This is a genomic window from Streptomyces sp. NPDC014894, assembly GCF_043080985.1.
Classification (GTDB): Bacteria; Actinomycetota; Actinomycetes; order Streptomycetales; family Streptomycetaceae; genus Streptomyces.
The window spans coordinates 95,658-110,924 of record NZ_JBIBWD010000020.1 but is presented as its reverse complement, the minus strand read 5'-3'; the positions used below and the strand labels follow the sequence as shown (position 1 = coordinate 110,924).

The 15,267-nt window shown below is 73.1% G+C and carries 12 protein-coding genes; 5 read left to right on the top strand and 7 right to left on the bottom strand.

What is annotated here, in order from left to right:
- The first annotated feature begins 224 nt into the window (after positions 1–224).
- Both rarD and ACF089_RS33040 read left to right on the top strand, forming a co-directional pair.
- Positions 225–1,271, top strand: coding sequence for an EamA family transporter RarD (rarD, locus tag ACF089_RS33045; RefSeq protein ID WP_392034975.1), 1,047 nt, complete (start codon positions 225–227; stop codon positions 1,269–1,271).
- A 262-nt stretch (positions 1,272–1,533) separates the two neighbouring features.
- Positions 1,534–2,373, top strand: coding sequence for a hypothetical protein (locus ACF089_RS33040; protein WP_392034904.1), 840 nt, complete (start codon positions 1,534–1,536; stop codon positions 2,371–2,373).
- A 43-nt stretch (positions 2,374–2,416) separates the two neighbouring features.
- Here the strand turns inward: ACF089_RS33040 and ACF089_RS33035 are convergent, their stop codons facing one another.
- Both ACF089_RS33035 and ACF089_RS33030 read right to left on the bottom strand, forming a co-directional pair.
- Positions 2,417–2,824, bottom strand: coding sequence for a DUF6401 family natural product biosynthesis protein (locus ACF089_RS33035; RefSeq protein WP_392034901.1), 408 nt, complete (start codon positions 2,822–2,824; stop codon positions 2,417–2,419).
- 134 nt (positions 2,825–2,958) lie between these two features.
- The gene (locus ACF089_RS33030) at positions 2,959–4,431 is read right to left on the bottom strand and encodes an MFS transporter (RefSeq protein WP_392034972.1); all 1,473 of its coding nucleotides are present in this window, start codon (positions 4,429–4,431) and stop codon (positions 2,959–2,961) included.
- Positions 4,432–4,620: 189 nt separating this feature from the next.
- Between ACF089_RS33030 and ACF089_RS33025 the strand changes: the two genes are divergently transcribed.
- Positions 4,621–5,064 carry a winged helix-turn-helix transcriptional regulator gene (locus ACF089_RS33025; protein WP_392034898.1) on the top strand — a complete coding sequence of 148 codons (444 nt, stop codon included), beginning with the start codon at positions 4,621–4,623 and terminating at the stop codon, positions 5,062–5,064.
- A gap of 629 nt (positions 5,065–5,693) precedes the next feature.
- Positions 5,694–7,025, top strand: a complete 1,332-nt coding sequence (locus tag ACF089_RS33020; RefSeq protein WP_392034896.1) for a M28 family metallopeptidase — start codon at positions 5,694–5,696, stop codon at positions 7,023–7,025.
- A gap of 199 nt (positions 7,026–7,224) precedes the next feature.
- Here ACF089_RS33020 and ACF089_RS33015 read toward each other — a convergent pair whose 3' ends face one another.
- From ACF089_RS33015 to ACF089_RS32995, 5 genes are all read right to left on the bottom strand, one after another.
- A complete protein-coding gene (locus ACF089_RS33015) occupies positions 7,225–8,211 on the bottom strand; it encodes an ABC transporter permease (RefSeq protein WP_392034894.1) in 987 nt (328 codons plus the stop codon).
- The gene (locus ACF089_RS33010; RefSeq protein ID WP_392034891.1) at positions 8,198–9,154 is read right to left on the bottom strand and encodes an ABC transporter ATP-binding protein; all 957 of its coding nucleotides are present in this window, start codon (positions 9,152–9,154) and stop codon (positions 8,198–8,200) included. The genes ACF089_RS33015 and ACF089_RS33010 overlap by 14 nt, the downstream gene beginning before the upstream one ends.
- A gap of 145 nt (positions 9,155–9,299) precedes the next feature.
- Complete coding sequence (locus ACF089_RS33005) at positions 9,300–10,622, bottom strand: outer membrane lipoprotein carrier protein LolA (RefSeq protein ID WP_392034889.1); 1,323 nt, start codon at positions 10,620–10,622, stop codon at positions 9,300–9,302.
- A 196-nt stretch (positions 10,623–10,818) separates the two neighbouring features.
- Entirely contained in the window at positions 10,819–11,931 is a 1,113-nt protein-coding gene (locus ACF089_RS33000; RefSeq protein WP_392034886.1) for a CHRD domain-containing protein, read from the bottom strand.
- A 118-nt stretch (positions 11,932–12,049) separates the two neighbouring features.
- Positions 12,050–13,060: a polyprenyl synthetase family protein gene (locus ACF089_RS32995; protein ID WP_392034883.1), complete on the bottom strand. Its 1,011-nt coding sequence runs from the start codon at positions 13,058–13,060 to the stop codon at positions 12,050–12,052.
- Between the two features lie 241 nt (positions 13,061–13,301).
- On the opposite strand from ACF089_RS32995, the gene ACF089_RS32990 reads away from it, so the two are divergent.
- Entirely contained in the window at positions 13,302–15,254 is a 1,953-nt protein-coding gene (locus ACF089_RS32990) for a CocE/NonD family hydrolase (protein ID WP_392034880.1), read from the top strand.
- Positions 15,255–15,267: the final 13 nt, after the last annotated feature.

The window sequence follows — 15,267 nt, the reverse complement described above, 5'->3', positions numbered from 1 at the left end:
ACCGACAACGGACCGCCGCCCCGGGAGAGTTGATCTGTTCCGCCGACCGGCGGGCTCGCCCTCCGGAGCCGCCATGACCGTTTGTCGATTTATCCATGACGGGCCGCCCTGGTGGCGCGTACCGTCGACGGGGTGACGTGCACAGAGAACGGGCGGGAGGGCCAGTGAGGCCGAGCGACGGCGAACAGCGGACGGGGCTCCTCCACGGGATCGCGGCCTATGGGATGTGGGGTCTGGTCCCGCTCTTCTGGCCGCTGCTGGAGCCGTCGGGGGCGCTGGAGATCCTCGCCCACCGCATGGCCTGGTCGCTGGTGGTCGTCGCGCTCGCGCTGCTGGTCGTGAAGCGGTGGGCGTGGATCCGGGAGCTGGTGCGCAGCCCGCGCAAGCTCGGCCTGATCACGGTCGCGGCCCTGGTGATCACGGTCAACTGGGGGCTGTACATCTGGGCGGTCAACAACGGGCGGGTGGTCGAGGCGTCGCTCGGCTACTTCATCAATCCGCTGGTCACCATCGCCATGGGGGTGCTGCTGCTCAAGGAGCGGCTGCGGCCCGCGCAGTGGGCGGCGGTGGGCACGGGCTTCGCCGCCGTGCTGGTGCTGGCCATCGGCTACGGCCAGCCGCCGTGGATCTCGCTGGCGCTGGCGTTCTCGTTCGCCACGTACGGGCTGGCGAAGAAGAAGGTCAACATCGGCGGTCTGGAGTCGCTGGCGGCGGAGACCGCGGTGCTCTTCCTGCCCGCCGTGGGCTTTCTGGTGTGGCTGACCGCCCGGGGCGAGTCCAGCTTCGGCGCGGAGGGCGCGGGTCACGCCGCGCTGCTCGCCGCGACGGGCCTGGTGACGGCGGTTCCGCTGGTCTGCTTCGGCGCGGCCGCGATACGGGTGCCGCTGTCGACGCTGGGGCTGCTGCAGTATCTGGCCCCGACGTTCCAGTTCCTGCTGGGGGTGCTGTACTTCCGGGAGGCGATGCCGGTCGAGCGCTGGGCCGGGTTCGCGCTGGTGTGGCTGGCTCTGATCTGTCTGACCTGGGACGCGCTGCGGGCGGCGCGCAAGACGCGGGCCCGGGCGGTGGAGCTGTCGGCCCGTGCGGCGCACCCCCCGTCGGACCCGGCCCCCGCGAACGCGAACACCCCGACGACCCCGACGACCCCGATGCCCTCGATCACCCCGACGCCCCCGGCCCCCGCGACCCCGGCCGACCCCGCGGACCCGGTCCTCGCCGCCCCGGCCGTTCCGGATCCGGCCGCCCCGGCTCAGGACCGGCCCGCCGGCTGACGCTTCGGCCCGCGCGACGTCGTACGGGCGGGCGGCCGTACGAAGGGCAGGCGGAGGGCGGGCGAAGGGGGCGCGCGAAAGGGGGCGTACGGTCCCGCGCCCCCGGCGCGACACCCCGCCGCGTCCCCTCCCGCCACGCGATTTACCACTCCACCGGCCCAGTGCGGGGCCCGGGCGCAGGCCCCACCCGCCCGCCGGGTGTTACGACCGAAGTCCAGGCCCCGGACAGCGGCGGCCGCCCAGCGGACGGAGTGAGTGCGTCATGGCACAGCCCCTCGCCCTCTCCGTGGACTTCGGTCAGGGCTTCACTGACGCGTGGTCCGCGGTGGCAAAATTCATCCCGAAGTTCATCGCCTTCCTGGCGATCCTGATCATCGGCTGGTTCATCGCGAAGCTCATAGCCCGCGTGGTGGACAAGCTGCTGCGCAAGGTGGGCTTCGAGAAGCTGGCCGAGCGCAGCGGAACCGCCAACGCCCTGCGCGGATCGAAGTACGACGCGACCGGGATCCTCACCAAGGTCGTCTACTACGGCCTGCTGCTGATCGTGCTGCAACTGGCCTTCGGGGCCTTCGGCCCCAACCCGATCAGCGCGATGATCACGGCCGCGGTGGCCTGGCTGCCGAAGGCCATCGTCGCCCTGGTGATCGTGGTCGTCGCGATGGCGATCGCCCGCGCGGTCCGCGACATCATCCTGGGGGCGCTCGGCGGAGTCTCGTACGGGAAGGTCCTGGCCACCGTGGCCTGGGCGTTCATCGTCGGGCTCGGAGTGATCGCGGCGCTGGGGCAGGCCGGGATCGCCACCGCGATCACCGGTCCGCTGCTCACGGCGGTGCTCGCCACGGTCGCGGGTGTGGTGATCGTGGGCGCCGGCGGCGGTCTGATCGGTCCGATGCGCGCCCGCTGGGAGCGGTGGCTGTCGCGGGCCGAGGAGGAGTCGGCGGGGGCCCGGGACAACATCAGCGCCTATCAGCGCGGCCGGGCCGACGCGCAGGCGGGCACGCCCGCGCCGGGCAGCCGTACGACGGCGGGCGAGCCGGGTCTGGGCGACCGCCCCGAACGCCGTCCCGGCCCGGGCGGACCGGAGAACATCGACCCGATGTGAAGCGGGAAGCGGGAAGCGGCGGGGCCGCCGGCCGACCACGGGGTCAGCCGGCGGCCCCGCCCCGTCCGTCCAGCAGATCGTGCTCGCGGACCAGCCAGCAGACGGCCGTCAGCCGCAGCGTCGCGAAGTCGTGGCCGACCGGCTCGATCCACTCCGCCTCGGTGAGCCAGTCCGTGAAGCCGAGGACGTAGTCCGCCAGATCCTCCCGGCGTACGGGGGTGAACAGCGCGGCCCGAGGGGGCGGTCCGGCCGCCCGGGGGCGGGCGGTCCCGCCGCGCCGGGGAGCCGGGAGCAGCGCGTCCCGGACGGCCGCCGCGTGCTGGTCGACGGCGGCGACGAGTCCTGGCTCGAAGGAGAACTCCGTGAGCCGGGGCAGATAGGTCGCGACCACCTCCACCAGCGGGCAGTCGGCGGCCGGTCCGTTCGGTCCACCGGCGGGCGAATTGTCCATCGTCCTAAAGTAAGCGCCGCCGGACCGGCCACCGACGTGACGTTGCTCGCACCCGCCCCGCACATCCCACGCGCCGCACCCCGCACCGCGCATCCCGGAGACCCCGCGCCCGCCCCGCGGCCTCCGCGTCCGGCTCAGGGAGCGAGCGCCCCCGCGGAAGCCGCGGCTCCGGACGCCTTCGGACCCGTACCGTCCCCTGAGCCCCCTGAGCCCCCGGCGGATTCGGCGGATCCCGTGCCCGGGGTGGCGACCGTACGCCTGCCCCGGCCGCTCCGCGCCCCCGGCAGCGAGATCAGCACCCCGGCCAGGGACATCACCACGGGCACCACCAGCGCCGCCCGGAACGCGTCCAGACCCGAGCCGGCCAGCCCGTACACCGCCGTCACCGACGAGATCCCCACCGCCGCGCCGAACTGCGTCGCCGTATGCAGCAGTCCGCCCGCGAGGCCCTGCTCCTCCGCCACGACGCCGTCCGTGGCGGCGATGGTCAGAGGCCCGTACGCGAGGGCGAAGGCCACGCCCGTGAGGGTGAGCGTCGGCAGCATCGCGAGATAGGCCCAGTCCGGGCCGATCGGCAGGAAGAGCGCGTAGCCGGCGAAGGCCATCAGGAACCCGCTGAGGATGACCTTCCCGTGGCCGAACCGGTTCACCAGGATCGGGGTCAGCGTCGGAGCCAGGAGCACATCGGCTCCCATCAGCAACAGGGCCAGCGAGGTCTTGAGCGAACTCCAGTCGCGCAGCTCCTGGAGATAGAGCGTCACCATGAACTGGAAGCCCATGAAGGAGCCGAGGAACAGCAGCGCCCCCAGATCCGCGCGGACCAGCGAGCCGCGCCGCAGGATGCCGAGCCGGACCAGGGGCGCGGGCGAGCGGCGTTCGATCGCGGTGAAGAGGCCGATCAGGAGCAGCCCCGCGCCGACCGCCGCCAGGGTGATCGCCCAGCCGTCGAAGCCGTGTTCGAGGCGGACGATCCCATAGGTCAGCAGCAGCATCGCGCCGGCGGCCGCGGCCGCCCCCGCGAGGTCGAACCCTCCCTTGCGCACGGGCGGCCGCTGGACCGGGATCAGCCGGACGGCGGCGAGCAGGATCAGCCCGGCCAGCAGCACCGGCGCGAAGAAGACCCAGCGCCAGCCGAGCTGGGTGAGCAGTCCGCCGACCACCAGCCCGAGCGTGAAACCGCCGGCGGAGGTCCCGGCGAAGATCAGCAGCGCTCTGTTGCGCTGGGGGCCCTGGCGGTACGAGGTGGTGATCACCGACATGGACGCGGGCGTCATGAACGCCGAGGCCACACCGGTGACGAAGCGGGAGACGAGCAGCATCCAGCCCTCGGTCGCGAATCCTCCGAGGGCGGAGAAGGCGATGAAGACGACGAGCCAGCTCAGAAACATCCGGCGGCGGCCGAGCAGATCGGCGGCGCGCCCGCCGAGCAGGGTGAAGCCCGCGTACCCGAGCACGTACGCGCTGACGACCCAGGCCGCCGTACCGGTCGACAGCCCCAGATCGGCTTTGATCGTGGGCACCGCCACGGCCAGCATGGCCATGTCGATGCCCTCCAGGAAGATCGCGCCGCAGAGGACCAGGAGCAGGGCCCAGGCCCGCCCGGACATGGCCGAGGAGGACGGAGCGGGGGCGGAAGGGAGGGCGGTGGACATCGGTGCGGCTCCACGGGACTGCGGCAGGAAACGGACGTGGGGAGAGGAGAAGAAGAGGGCGAAGAGGGAGGTCACATCCGGTTACCGCACCGGGGGCCAGTTCCCTCTTGTAACCAGGTCGATCCTCCGGCACCATGACGTCCCATGGAAGAAGGCACTTCAAAGTCACCGAGGCACCAGGCGGTGACCGACTTCGAGGACAGCGGGGATCCGGATCCCTTCCAGTGGGACACCCGGGAGGACTGCGAGGTCCGCCAGATCCTGGACCGGGTCGCGGACAAGTGGTCGCTGCTGGTCATCGCGCTGCTCGACAGCCGGGTGCTGCGCTTCACCGAGCTGCGCCGGGAGATCGACGGCATCAGCCAGCGGATGCTGACCGTGACCCTGCGCCAGCTGGAGCGGGACGGCCTGGTCACCCGTACCGTGCACCCCGTCGTACCGCCGCGCGTGGAGTACGCGCTCACCGCGCTCGGCTGCACCCTGCACACCACGATCCGCTCGCTGGTCACCTGGACCGAGGAGCACCAGAACGAGATCGCGGCGGCGCGGGCCGACTACGACACGCGGACGGCCGAACCGGCGAGCTGACCCCAGGCCCCGGAAGCGAAATCGGCGCCAGAACCGGAAGCGGCACCGGGGTGCGGACAGGCCCGGCGCGCACCCGGTTCCGGGATACGGGCGCGGTCGCCGCGGGCCCTCGCGACCGTACGGCGGCACCGCGGCGGCGCCCGGCGGGAACGCGCCGCTGTCCGTCATCCGGACGAGCGCCCCGGCCGGCGGGGGCCGGACGCGACGGGTTCCGCGCGGGGCGGGACGGGCCCGTCCCCGGCGAAGGGCCGCACGGCGGACGGCACAGCGGAGAGCAAGGGCTTCCACAGGTCCCGCACAGCACACAACTGTCCGCTAAATGAACACAACTGACCGATTTCCGCCCTTGACGGTATGCCGAACTGTCGCTGAACTCTTCGAACGCACACCGCGCCACCGAGTGCCCCGTCCGCACCACCCCGCTCGCCCCGGGGGCACTCCGTGCCGCCCGCGCACCCCTCAGCCGTACGAAGCCACGCGGACTCTCACGAACCGGTGAGGTCTCCCGTACGAACAGCGCGCCGCCGCGCGCCCGGACGCCCAGCGCCACCGCTCCAGCGCCCCGGATTCCCGTTCCGGGGCGTCTCGCACGTTCCGTCCTGTCCCCGCACGGAATCCGGAGCCCTCGTATGAAGCTCTCCGCTCCCCGGCGCACCGCCGCGGCAGCCGTCATCGCCCTGGCCGGGCTGCTCGTCCCCGCCGTCCCGGCGGCCACCGCCGCACCGGCCCCGGCCGCCGCCACCGCCTCCGTGCAGGCGCTCGCCGCGCCCGACATACCGCTCGCCAACGTCAAGGCGCATCTCAACCAGTTCCAGTCGATCGCCACCGCCAACGGCGGCAACCGGGCCCACGGCCGGCCCGGCTACAAGGCGTCCGTCGACTATGTGAAGGCCAAGCTGGACGCCGCCGGATTCACCACGACCGTCCAGCAGTTCACCTCGGGCGGCGCGATCGGCTACAACCTGATCGCGGACTGGCCGGGCGGCGACGCCAACCAGGTCCTGGTGGCGGGCGCGCACCTCGACTCCGTCACCTCCGGCGCGGGCATCAACGACAACGCCACGGGCTCCGCGGGCGTCCTCGAAACCGCGCTCGCGGTCTCCCGGGCACAGCTCCAGCCGACCAAGCATCTGCGCTTCGCCTGGTGGGGCGCGGAGGAGCTGGGCCTGATCGGATCGCGGCACTACGTCAACAATCTGCCCGCCGCCGAGCGCGCCAAGATCTCCGGCTATCTCAACTTCGACATGATCGGCTCGCCGAACCCCGGCTACTTCGTCTACGACGACAACCCCACGCTGGAGAGCGTCTTCAAGAACTACTTCTCCGGCCTCGGCGTCGCCACCGAGATCGAGACCGAGGGCGACGGCCGCTCCGACCACGCGTCCTTCAAGAATGTGGGCATAGCGGTCGGCGGTCTCTTCACCGGGGCCGGGCGGACGAAGACCGCCGCGCAGGCGCAGAAGTGGGGCGGCACGGCCGGCCAGGCCTTCGACCGCTGCTACCACTCCTCCTGCGACACCACGTCGAACATCAACGACACCGCGCTGGACCGCAACAGCGACGCGATCGCCCACGCGATCTGGACGCTGGGCTCCGGAGCCACGAACCCTCCCGGCGACACCTACGAGAACACCGCCGACGTCGCCATCCCCGACAACGGCGCGGCGGTGACCTCCACGGTCACCGTCTCCGGCCGGACCGGAAACGCCCCCGCCGCCCTCTCGGTCGGGGTGGACGTCAAGCACACCTGGCGCGGGGACGTGGTGGTCGACCTGGTCGCCCCGGACGGGACCGCGTACCGGCTGAAGAACTCCAGCGCGAACGACTCGGCCGACAACGTCATCGAGACGTACACCGTCAACGCCTCCGGCGAGGCCGCGAACGGCGACTGGAAGCTGCGCGTCCAGGACGTCGCGGCGCAGGACACCGGCAGGATCGACAGCTGGAAGCTCGTCTTCTGACGCTGCCGCCGGGCCCGGCGCGAGCGGTCCGCACGCCGGGCCGGGCCCGCTGAACCGCCGCCCCCGCCGGCCGCATGCGTGTGCGCGCTCACCGCACACGCATGCGGCCATGTCCGGGCCCGGCGCCGTGTCCCGCCGCTGCCCGGCCCGGCACGGAGTCCCGTACCGGCGCCGGTACGGGACTCCGTGCCCGCCGGCGCTACGCGGTGATGTCCTTCGTGGTGAACCGTGCCCACGCCGCCGAGCCGAACACCGCCGCGTACACCGCCTGAAGCCCGAGGTTCCGCCGGATCCCCTCCCAGTGGAACGGCTCCCGCAGCAGATCCGAGAACGACATCCAGTAGTGCGGGAAGAGATACGGATGGACCGCGTCGAGCTGGGGAATCCCGCCCAGGATCTGCACGGTGATCAGTACGCCGACGGTCGTCGCCATCGCCGTGACACCGCTGTCGGTGAGCGTGGAGACGAACAGCCCCAGCGCCGCGAGCCCTGCCAGTGAGGCGGCCACGACCGCCGCGACCAGGGCGGCCCGCAGCACTCCCTCCCCGAACGGGACGGTGGTGCCGGAGATGGTGGTGACATCGCCGAGCGGGAAGAGCACCGCCCCGACGGCCAGCGCGGAGAGGGCCACCACCAGGGTCGCGACCAGGCAGAAGGCGAGCACGGTCACATACTTGACGATGAGCAGCCGGGTCCGGCCGGCCGGGGCCACCAGCAGATAGCGCAGGGTGCCCGCCCCCGCCTCGCCCGCGATCGCGTCGCCCGCGACGACCCCGACCGCGAGCGGGAGGAAGAGGGGCAGGGTCGCGGCGAGCGCGGCGAAGACCAGGAAGAGGCCGTTGTTGGTGATCTGGGCGATGAAGGCGGGCCCCTCGCCGCCGGAGCCGGCCGACCCGCCGTCGCCGGTCTCGATCCGCACGGCGACGCCGATCAGCAGCGGTACGGCGGCCAGCACCCCCAGCAGGGCCAGGGTGCGCAGCCGCCGGAAGGTGAGGAGCAGTTCGGAGCGGACGAGCCCGAGGGCCCGCAGCGGACTCGCCCCCGAGGGCCCCGACGCACCGCCCGCCCCGGAGAGCCCCGACGCGCGCCCCGACCCCGAGGACCCCGCCCCGTCCGGCCCGGAGGACCCCGGCGCGGCCCCCGCCCCGGAAGACCCCGCCCCGCCCCCCGCCTCAACCCGCGACATCGAAGCCCTCCCCCGTCAGCGCCACGAAGGCGTCCTCCAGCGAGGCCCGCTCGACCCCGAATCCCCGTACCCGTACCCCGCCGCGGACCAGGGCCGCGTTGAGATCGGACAGTTCCGTCCCCTCGCCCGGCGGCTCGGCGGTCACCCGGCCGACGCCCCCGTCGGCGTCGTCCTCGACGCTCACCCCGGTGACGCCCAGCTCCTTGAGCAGCCGGGCCGCGTCCCCCGTGTCGGGGGTGACGACGGTGAGCCGGCCCCGGGCCCCGGCGGCGAGTTCGGCGACCGGGCCCTGGACGAGGAGGCGGCCGCGCGCCATGACCGCCGCGTGGGTGCAGACCTGTTCGATCTCGTCCAGGAGGTGCGAGGAGAGAAAGACGGTGGTGCCCTCCGCCGCCAGCTCGCGCACCAGGGCGCGGATCTCCCGCATGCCCTGGGGATCCAGCCCGTTGGTCGGTTCGTCCAGGACGAGCAGCCGGCGCGGCCGGAGCAGCGCCGTGGCGAGCCCGAGCCGCTGCTTCATGCCCAGTGAGTACGCCTTGGCCTTCCGGCCCGCCGCCGGGGTCAGCCCCACCCGGTCGAGCGCGGCGGAGACCCGGGCCTCGCGGGTGCGGGGATCGGCGGTCGGGTCGGCGCAGTCGTACCGGGTGAGATTGTCGCGGCCGCTGAGGAACCCGTACAGCGCCGGCCCTTCGATCAAGGCCCCCACCTGCGGCAGCGTCGTGCGCCCGGCCCCCGGGACCGCGCCGCCGAGGACGGTGGCGGTGCCCGCGGTCGGCGCGATGAGGCCCATGAGCATCCGGATGGTGGTGGTCTTGCCCGACCCGTTGGGGCCGAGGAAGCCGAAGACGGAGCCCGCGGGCACGGTCAGGTCGAGCCGGTCGACGGCGAGCCGCCCACCCCGGTAGCGCTTGGTGAGTCCGTGGGTCTCGATCACCGCTGTCATCTGCCGCTCCCCATCTCCCGGAGTGCTCCGGATCCCCCGCCGCCGGCCCCCGGCGACGCCCCCGGAAACGGCTCGGCCGGCCGGCCCGCCGTGAAAAGCCTACGGCGGGGCGGCCGGCCGGGACCGGTGTCCGGTGCGGTACGGATCAGTTGTCGGCGTTGGCGGCCTTCACCAGCGCGTCCTTGGTGACGGCGCCGGCGTAGACCGTGCCGTCGTCCGTGAGCAGGGCGTTGACCAGGCGGGTCTTGAAGATCGTGCCGGTGCCGAAGTCGCCGCTGACCGGGTCGCCGAGCGCGTCCAGGAAGTCCGCGGCCTCGGACGGCAGCTCGGAGTCCTCCGGCAGTTCGGAGCCCTTCGACGGCTCGGAGCCCTTCGGCAGTTCGGCCGCGCCGCCGCCGCCGAACTTGGCGATGGCGGTCCAGTCCTTGCCGATGATCTCCATACCGCCGCCGGGCAGCGCGCCGCCGGGCAGACCGCCCAGCGCGCCCAGCTCCTTCTCCAGGTCCTTCAGCTCCTGCTCGCCGGGGCCGTGGTCCCCGCCCTTGCCGGACTTCGCCGCCTCGTCGGTCTCGTCGGCCTCGGTGACCTTCGCGCCCTTCGGCGGGGTGAAGTCGAAGGTGGAGGCGGCGGGCCGGGAGAAGTCGACCTTGGTGAAGCCGACGTCGATCACGGACTTGCCGCCGTCGCTGGAGTTGACCGTGAACTTCAGCGGCGTACCGGTCTTCGCGTCCACCGCGATCTTGATGGAGCCGATCGTCGAACCGCTCTGCCGGGGCTTGACGGCCAGCTGGTACGCGTCGCGGCCCGCCACCTGCGCGGTGCCGTCGACGGTCACGGAGGTCGAGCCGTCCACCGCCTTGAGGGCCTCGTCCGCCAGCTCCTTGGGCGTGGCGGACAGCTCCTTCCCGGCGTCCTTCCCGGCGTCCTTCCCGCCGTCGCCCCGGTCCGCGCCGGAGCGCTTCCCGGAGTGGTGGACCTCGTTGGACGCGCTGTCGTACGCCCAGACCTCGCCGGCGTTGTGGATCAGGCTGTACTCGGAGTCGTCCTCCAGGACGGAGAGCTTCTGCCGCTCGGGCCCGTCGATCGCGACGCGCAGCGTGTGGGAGCCGGTCGCCAGCTGGGTCAGCCTCTCCTCGGGGGCGGCGGAGCCGGAGCCGCCGCCCTCCCCGGCGCCGGAGGCGAAGCTCTCGGCGAGGCCGCTGATCGCGGGCAGGCCGAGATCCGTCTTGATCTTGACCATGCCGGAGAGCTGCTGGGTGTCCGAGGCGGCGATCTTCTCGATCAGCTCCTGGGCGCTGATCTTCGGCAGATCGGGGTCGCCGGACGCGGCCAGCGCCGGGACGAGCCCGATGGTCGCCGCCGCGACGCCGGCCACGGCGACCGGGACGAAGTAGCGCGCTGCCTTGCGTCGGACCGGCGTGGTGTCCTGGCCCTCGTCCATGATCGGGGCGCTGTCGTTCGGTGCCATGGTGTGGCCTACCTCCGGGTCGGTCGGGCGCGGTGTCCTCGGTGCTGGTGCTTGTCCATCTGACCAAATCGGCCCACCGCACGCGTCACTCCCCGGGAGCAACTTGCCGTACTGCTCTGGGATGAGGGCGCGGGCCGGCGCCTCCCCGTTCCCGTAGGGGAGACGCCGGGTCCTCGGGACGATCCGACGGCGGCGGCTACTTCTGGACGAAGACGTAGTCGGCGCCGTAGGAGACGCCGGTGACGGCCCCCTTGGCGCAGCGACCCGCGGGGGCGACGCCGCCCGTGGTGTTCAGCCGGAAGATCTCCCGGACGGTGGCGAGCCGTCCCTTCTTCTTGCCCGCCTGTTCGGCCTTGAGGTGCAGCTCGGCGATGTTCTTCCTGCCGTTCGGCACACTGCGGAGGAGCTTTCCGGTGACGGCGCTGCGGTCGGCGGCGACCCATCGCGGGGCGCCGGAGTTCGGGGCGACGAAGGAGTGGGAGATCGCTCCGCCCAGAACGGCGCTGACGTCGCGCTGCTGGAAGGAGTACCCGCCGCCCTTGGCCTTCTTGCACTGGTAGATCTGCTTGCCCCTGACGACGGACGCCTGGAAGTTGTGGAGGGCGCGGTCGAAGGGGAAGGCGGTGTTCACCCGGTGGAACTGGCCCCGGACGGCTCCGCCGGGGAAGCGCGCGGTGTGCAGATTGGCGTAGAACCCGTTCGGCCCGGCGGTGAACTTCTTCAGCAGGGCCTTGTCCTTGACGCGTACGGCGCCGGTGACCGTGCCGGTCCAGCCCTTGAGTTCGCCGCCGCCCCGGGCGAGCAGCCCGGTGAAGTCGATCTTCACACCGCCGTTGGTCCCGCGTGCGCCCTGGTGGATGTGGAGGGCGGTGGGGCGGTCGGTGCCGCGGAACTTGACGGCGACCGAGACGCGGTCGCCCTGGACCTTCACGAATTGCAGGGCCTGGCCGTCGCGGTCGTCGACGGCGGGCCCTCCCTTCACGGGCACCTCATTGGCTCCGTCGAGGCTCGCCACGAAGAGGGCGGTCGCGGTGGAGGAGGTCCGCTCTCCCGTGCCCTCGGCGATCACGGCGGAACCGGCGTCGCCGTGTCCGGCGTGGCTCGCCCGGCCGCCGTCGCCGCGCCCCGCGTAGCCGGCCCGGTCGACGCCCGCGGGCCCGGCCTGGTTCCCGGAGCCCCGGCCCGCGCCGTCCCCGCCGCCGTCCGGGAGGGCCGGCAGGACGGCGAGGCCCACTCCGGCGGCCGCCGCCACAGCGGTGACGCCGATAAGCGCTGAAAAACGCCGATGGCTGGTCTTGGTCCGCTTCATCAGTACATCTCCCCGTACTGGTGCCTACGCCCCTTGCGTAGGCTTCCGGGCATGAGTACGGAGTGGATCTGAATCTGGACTCAATCCAATAATGTGACCTGAGTCACAACGCGAACGGTCAGCCCGCGCGGTGCACCACCGCGTCGCACAGCTCCTCCAGAGCCGACTTCGCGTAGCACTCGGCCAGCGGGGCGAGCATCGCCCGCGCCTCCTGGGCGTACCGCACGGTGTCCCGCCGGGCCTGCTCCAGCGCCGGGTGCTCCCGCAGTCGGCGCAGCACCTCGGCGAGCCGGGCGTCGTCGGAGAGGTCCCCGTCGAGCAGGGCCACCAGCTCCAGGTCCTCCGGGAGGGCGTGCGCCTCGGCCCGCGCGCGCAGATGGAGCACCGGCAGCGTCGGAATGCCCTCCCGCAGATCCGTGCCGGGCGTCTTGCCCGACTCGTGCGAGTCGCTGGCGATGTCGAGTACGTCGTCGGCGAGCTGGAAGGCGACGCCGAGCCGCTCGCCGTACTGGGTCAGGATGTCCACGACGCCCTCGTCCGCGCCCGACATCATCGCGCCGAACCGGCCGGAGACCGCGATCAGGGAGCCCGTCTTGCCCCCGATCACATCGAGGTAGTGCTCCACCGGCTCACGGCCGTCGCGCGGCCCGGCGGTCTCCAGGATCTGACCGGTGACCAGTCGCTCGAACGCCACGGCCTGGACGCGGACGGCCTCCGGGCCGAGGTCGGCCAGTATGTGGGAGGCGCGGGCGAAGAGGAAGTCGCCGGTCAGCACGGCCACCGAATTGCCCCAGCGGGCGTTGGCGCTGTCCACGCCGCGCCGCACCTCGGCCTCGTCCATCACATCGTCGTGGTAGAGCGTCGCGAGATGGGTCAGCTCGACCACGACGGCCGACGGCACCACACCGGGGGCGTACGGATCGCCGAACTGGGCCGCGAGCATCACCAGGAGAGGACGGAAGCGCTTGCCCCCGGCCCGTACGAGATGCTGTGCGGCCTCCGTGATGAAGGGCACCTCGCTCTTGGTGGCATCGAGCAGGCCCGCCTCCACGGCGGACAGTCCGTTCTGGACATCGGCCTCAAGAGCCTGGTCCCGCACGCTCAGCCCGAACGGCCCGACGACGGTCACGAGGTGGTCTCCTGTCTGCTGATAATCACACGGATTGTCGATGTGTCGGTGGATTCACTCAAGTCAGCGTATCCGGTCGCGTTTCGATCACCATGAGCGCCTTCCCGCCGCCGCCGGTATGTTCGTGATCAGCACATACGACCCGAAGTAGCCCTTTTCGCCGCGATCGGTGGCCAGGCGTGGAGACAGGCCGGGCGACGGCTCCGGAGGCGGGGGCACAGCCGTGCATCGAGGCCCAGCCATGCGCCATCGCCCGCAGTTCCCCCACGACGTGCGCCGCGACGACATCCGGATTCCCGTCCGTCACGACACGATGCTGTATGCACGCGTCTGGCGGCCGATCACCTCTGATCCTGTCCCCGCGCTGCTGGAGTATTCGCCGGAAAGACTGACGGACGCAACCGCCCCACGCGACGCCCGCCGCCATCCCTGGTACGCCGGACACGGCTACGCCTCCGTCCGGGTCGACGTACGCGGCCACGGCAACAGCGGGGGCGGACCCGGCCATCCGGCCTCGGCGGGAGCCCCCGGCGGGCCCGCCGCCCTCGCCGACGCCGTCGACGTCATCGAATGGCTGGCGACCCGGCCCTGGTGCACCGGCCGGACGGGGATGTTCGGCCTCGGCCCGGCCGGCGGCCTCGCCCTGCGGACGGCGGCCCTCGCGCCCGAGCCCCTCGCCGCCGTGGTCGCGGTCGGCGCCGACGGCGACCCGTACGAGGACGGCGGATGTCTGCTCGGCGGATCGGTGGCGGAGGGCCTGCTCTCCCGCTCCGCCGACGCGCTCTCGTCCGTCTGCCGCCCGCCGGACCCCGCCTACGCCGGACCCTCCTGGCGCGCGATGTGGCTCGCCCGGCTGGAGGACGTCGAACCCGCCGCCCACACCTGGCTCGCCCACCAGATCCGCGACGACTTCTGGGAACGGCAGACGGTCGCCGGATCCTCCGTACGCGCCGCCGTGCTCGCCGTGGCCGGCCGCTACGGCCCGCACCGCGACACCGTGCTGCGGCTGCTGGAGGAACTGCCCCCGGACCGCGTCCGCGGCCTGATCGGCCCCTGGCCGCCGGCCTACCCGGACGAGGGAGCCCCGCCGGCCGCCATCGGCCTCCTCCCGGAGACCCTGCGCTGGTGGGACCACCACCTCAAGGGCGTCGACAACGGGGTGGCGGCCGACCCGGCGCTGCGCGTCCGGAGCCCCGGCGGCCACGACACCGGACACCGGGTGTGGCCGCCGCGCGCCACGCCCCTCCGCCACCCGCTGCACGGCGCGCCCCGGACCGTCGACCCGCCCCAGTCCACGGGCGCGGAGGCCGGACCGCTGCTGCTGCCCGCCGGCCGTCCCCCGGGCGACCAGCGCGCCGACGACGCGTACGCGGCCTGCTTCGACTTCCCGGTCGGCGCGGAGCCGGTCACCGTGCTGGGCCGCCCCCGGGTCGTCCTGCGGCTGCGGCTGGACGTCCCGCACGGCCAGGCGGTCGTCCGGCTCTGCGACCTCGCGCCCGACGGCTCGTCCGCGCCCGTCACCACGGGCGTGCTCAATCTCGCCGCCCGGCACGGCACGGAACGCGCGCACGCCTGGCCCGCCGGGGCCGCCGAGGAGGTCGTCGTCCGGCTGAGCGCCGCCGCGCACACCTTCGCGCCCGGTCACCGGATCCGGCTCGCCGTCGGCTCGGCGTACTGGCCGTGGGTCTGGCCGCAGCCGGGATCGGCGGGCTTCGTGCTGGAACCGGAGGGCTCCCGGCTCGAACTCCCCGTCCCCGACGGGCCCGGCGAGCCGGTCCGGCTCCCGGAGCCGGAGCTGTTCGAGCCGCTCGGCGTCAGCGCCCCCGCGACGCTGGACGAGCCGCCGCCCGCCCGGCTGCTGATCCGCGATCCCGCGGCCGGCGTCTGGCGGCAGGAGGTCCGGCCGGAGCCCGCCGGGACCCGGGTCTTCCCCGACGGACTCGAACTCACCGAGGAGGCCCGGGAGATCCGCTCCGTCCAGGAGCGCGATCCCCACTCCGCCCGGGCGCACGCCGAACGGACGGTACGGCTCCACCGACCGGAGTCGGGCTGGGACGTCACCGTGGAGACCCGCTCGGACCTCTCCTGCGACGCGGACGACTTCCTCGTACGCGACGAGGCGGTCTGCCGGGACGGGCGGGAGATCGTCTTCCACCGGACCTGGGAGCGCCGGATCCCCCGGCTGACCGGATGATCGCACTCTGCCG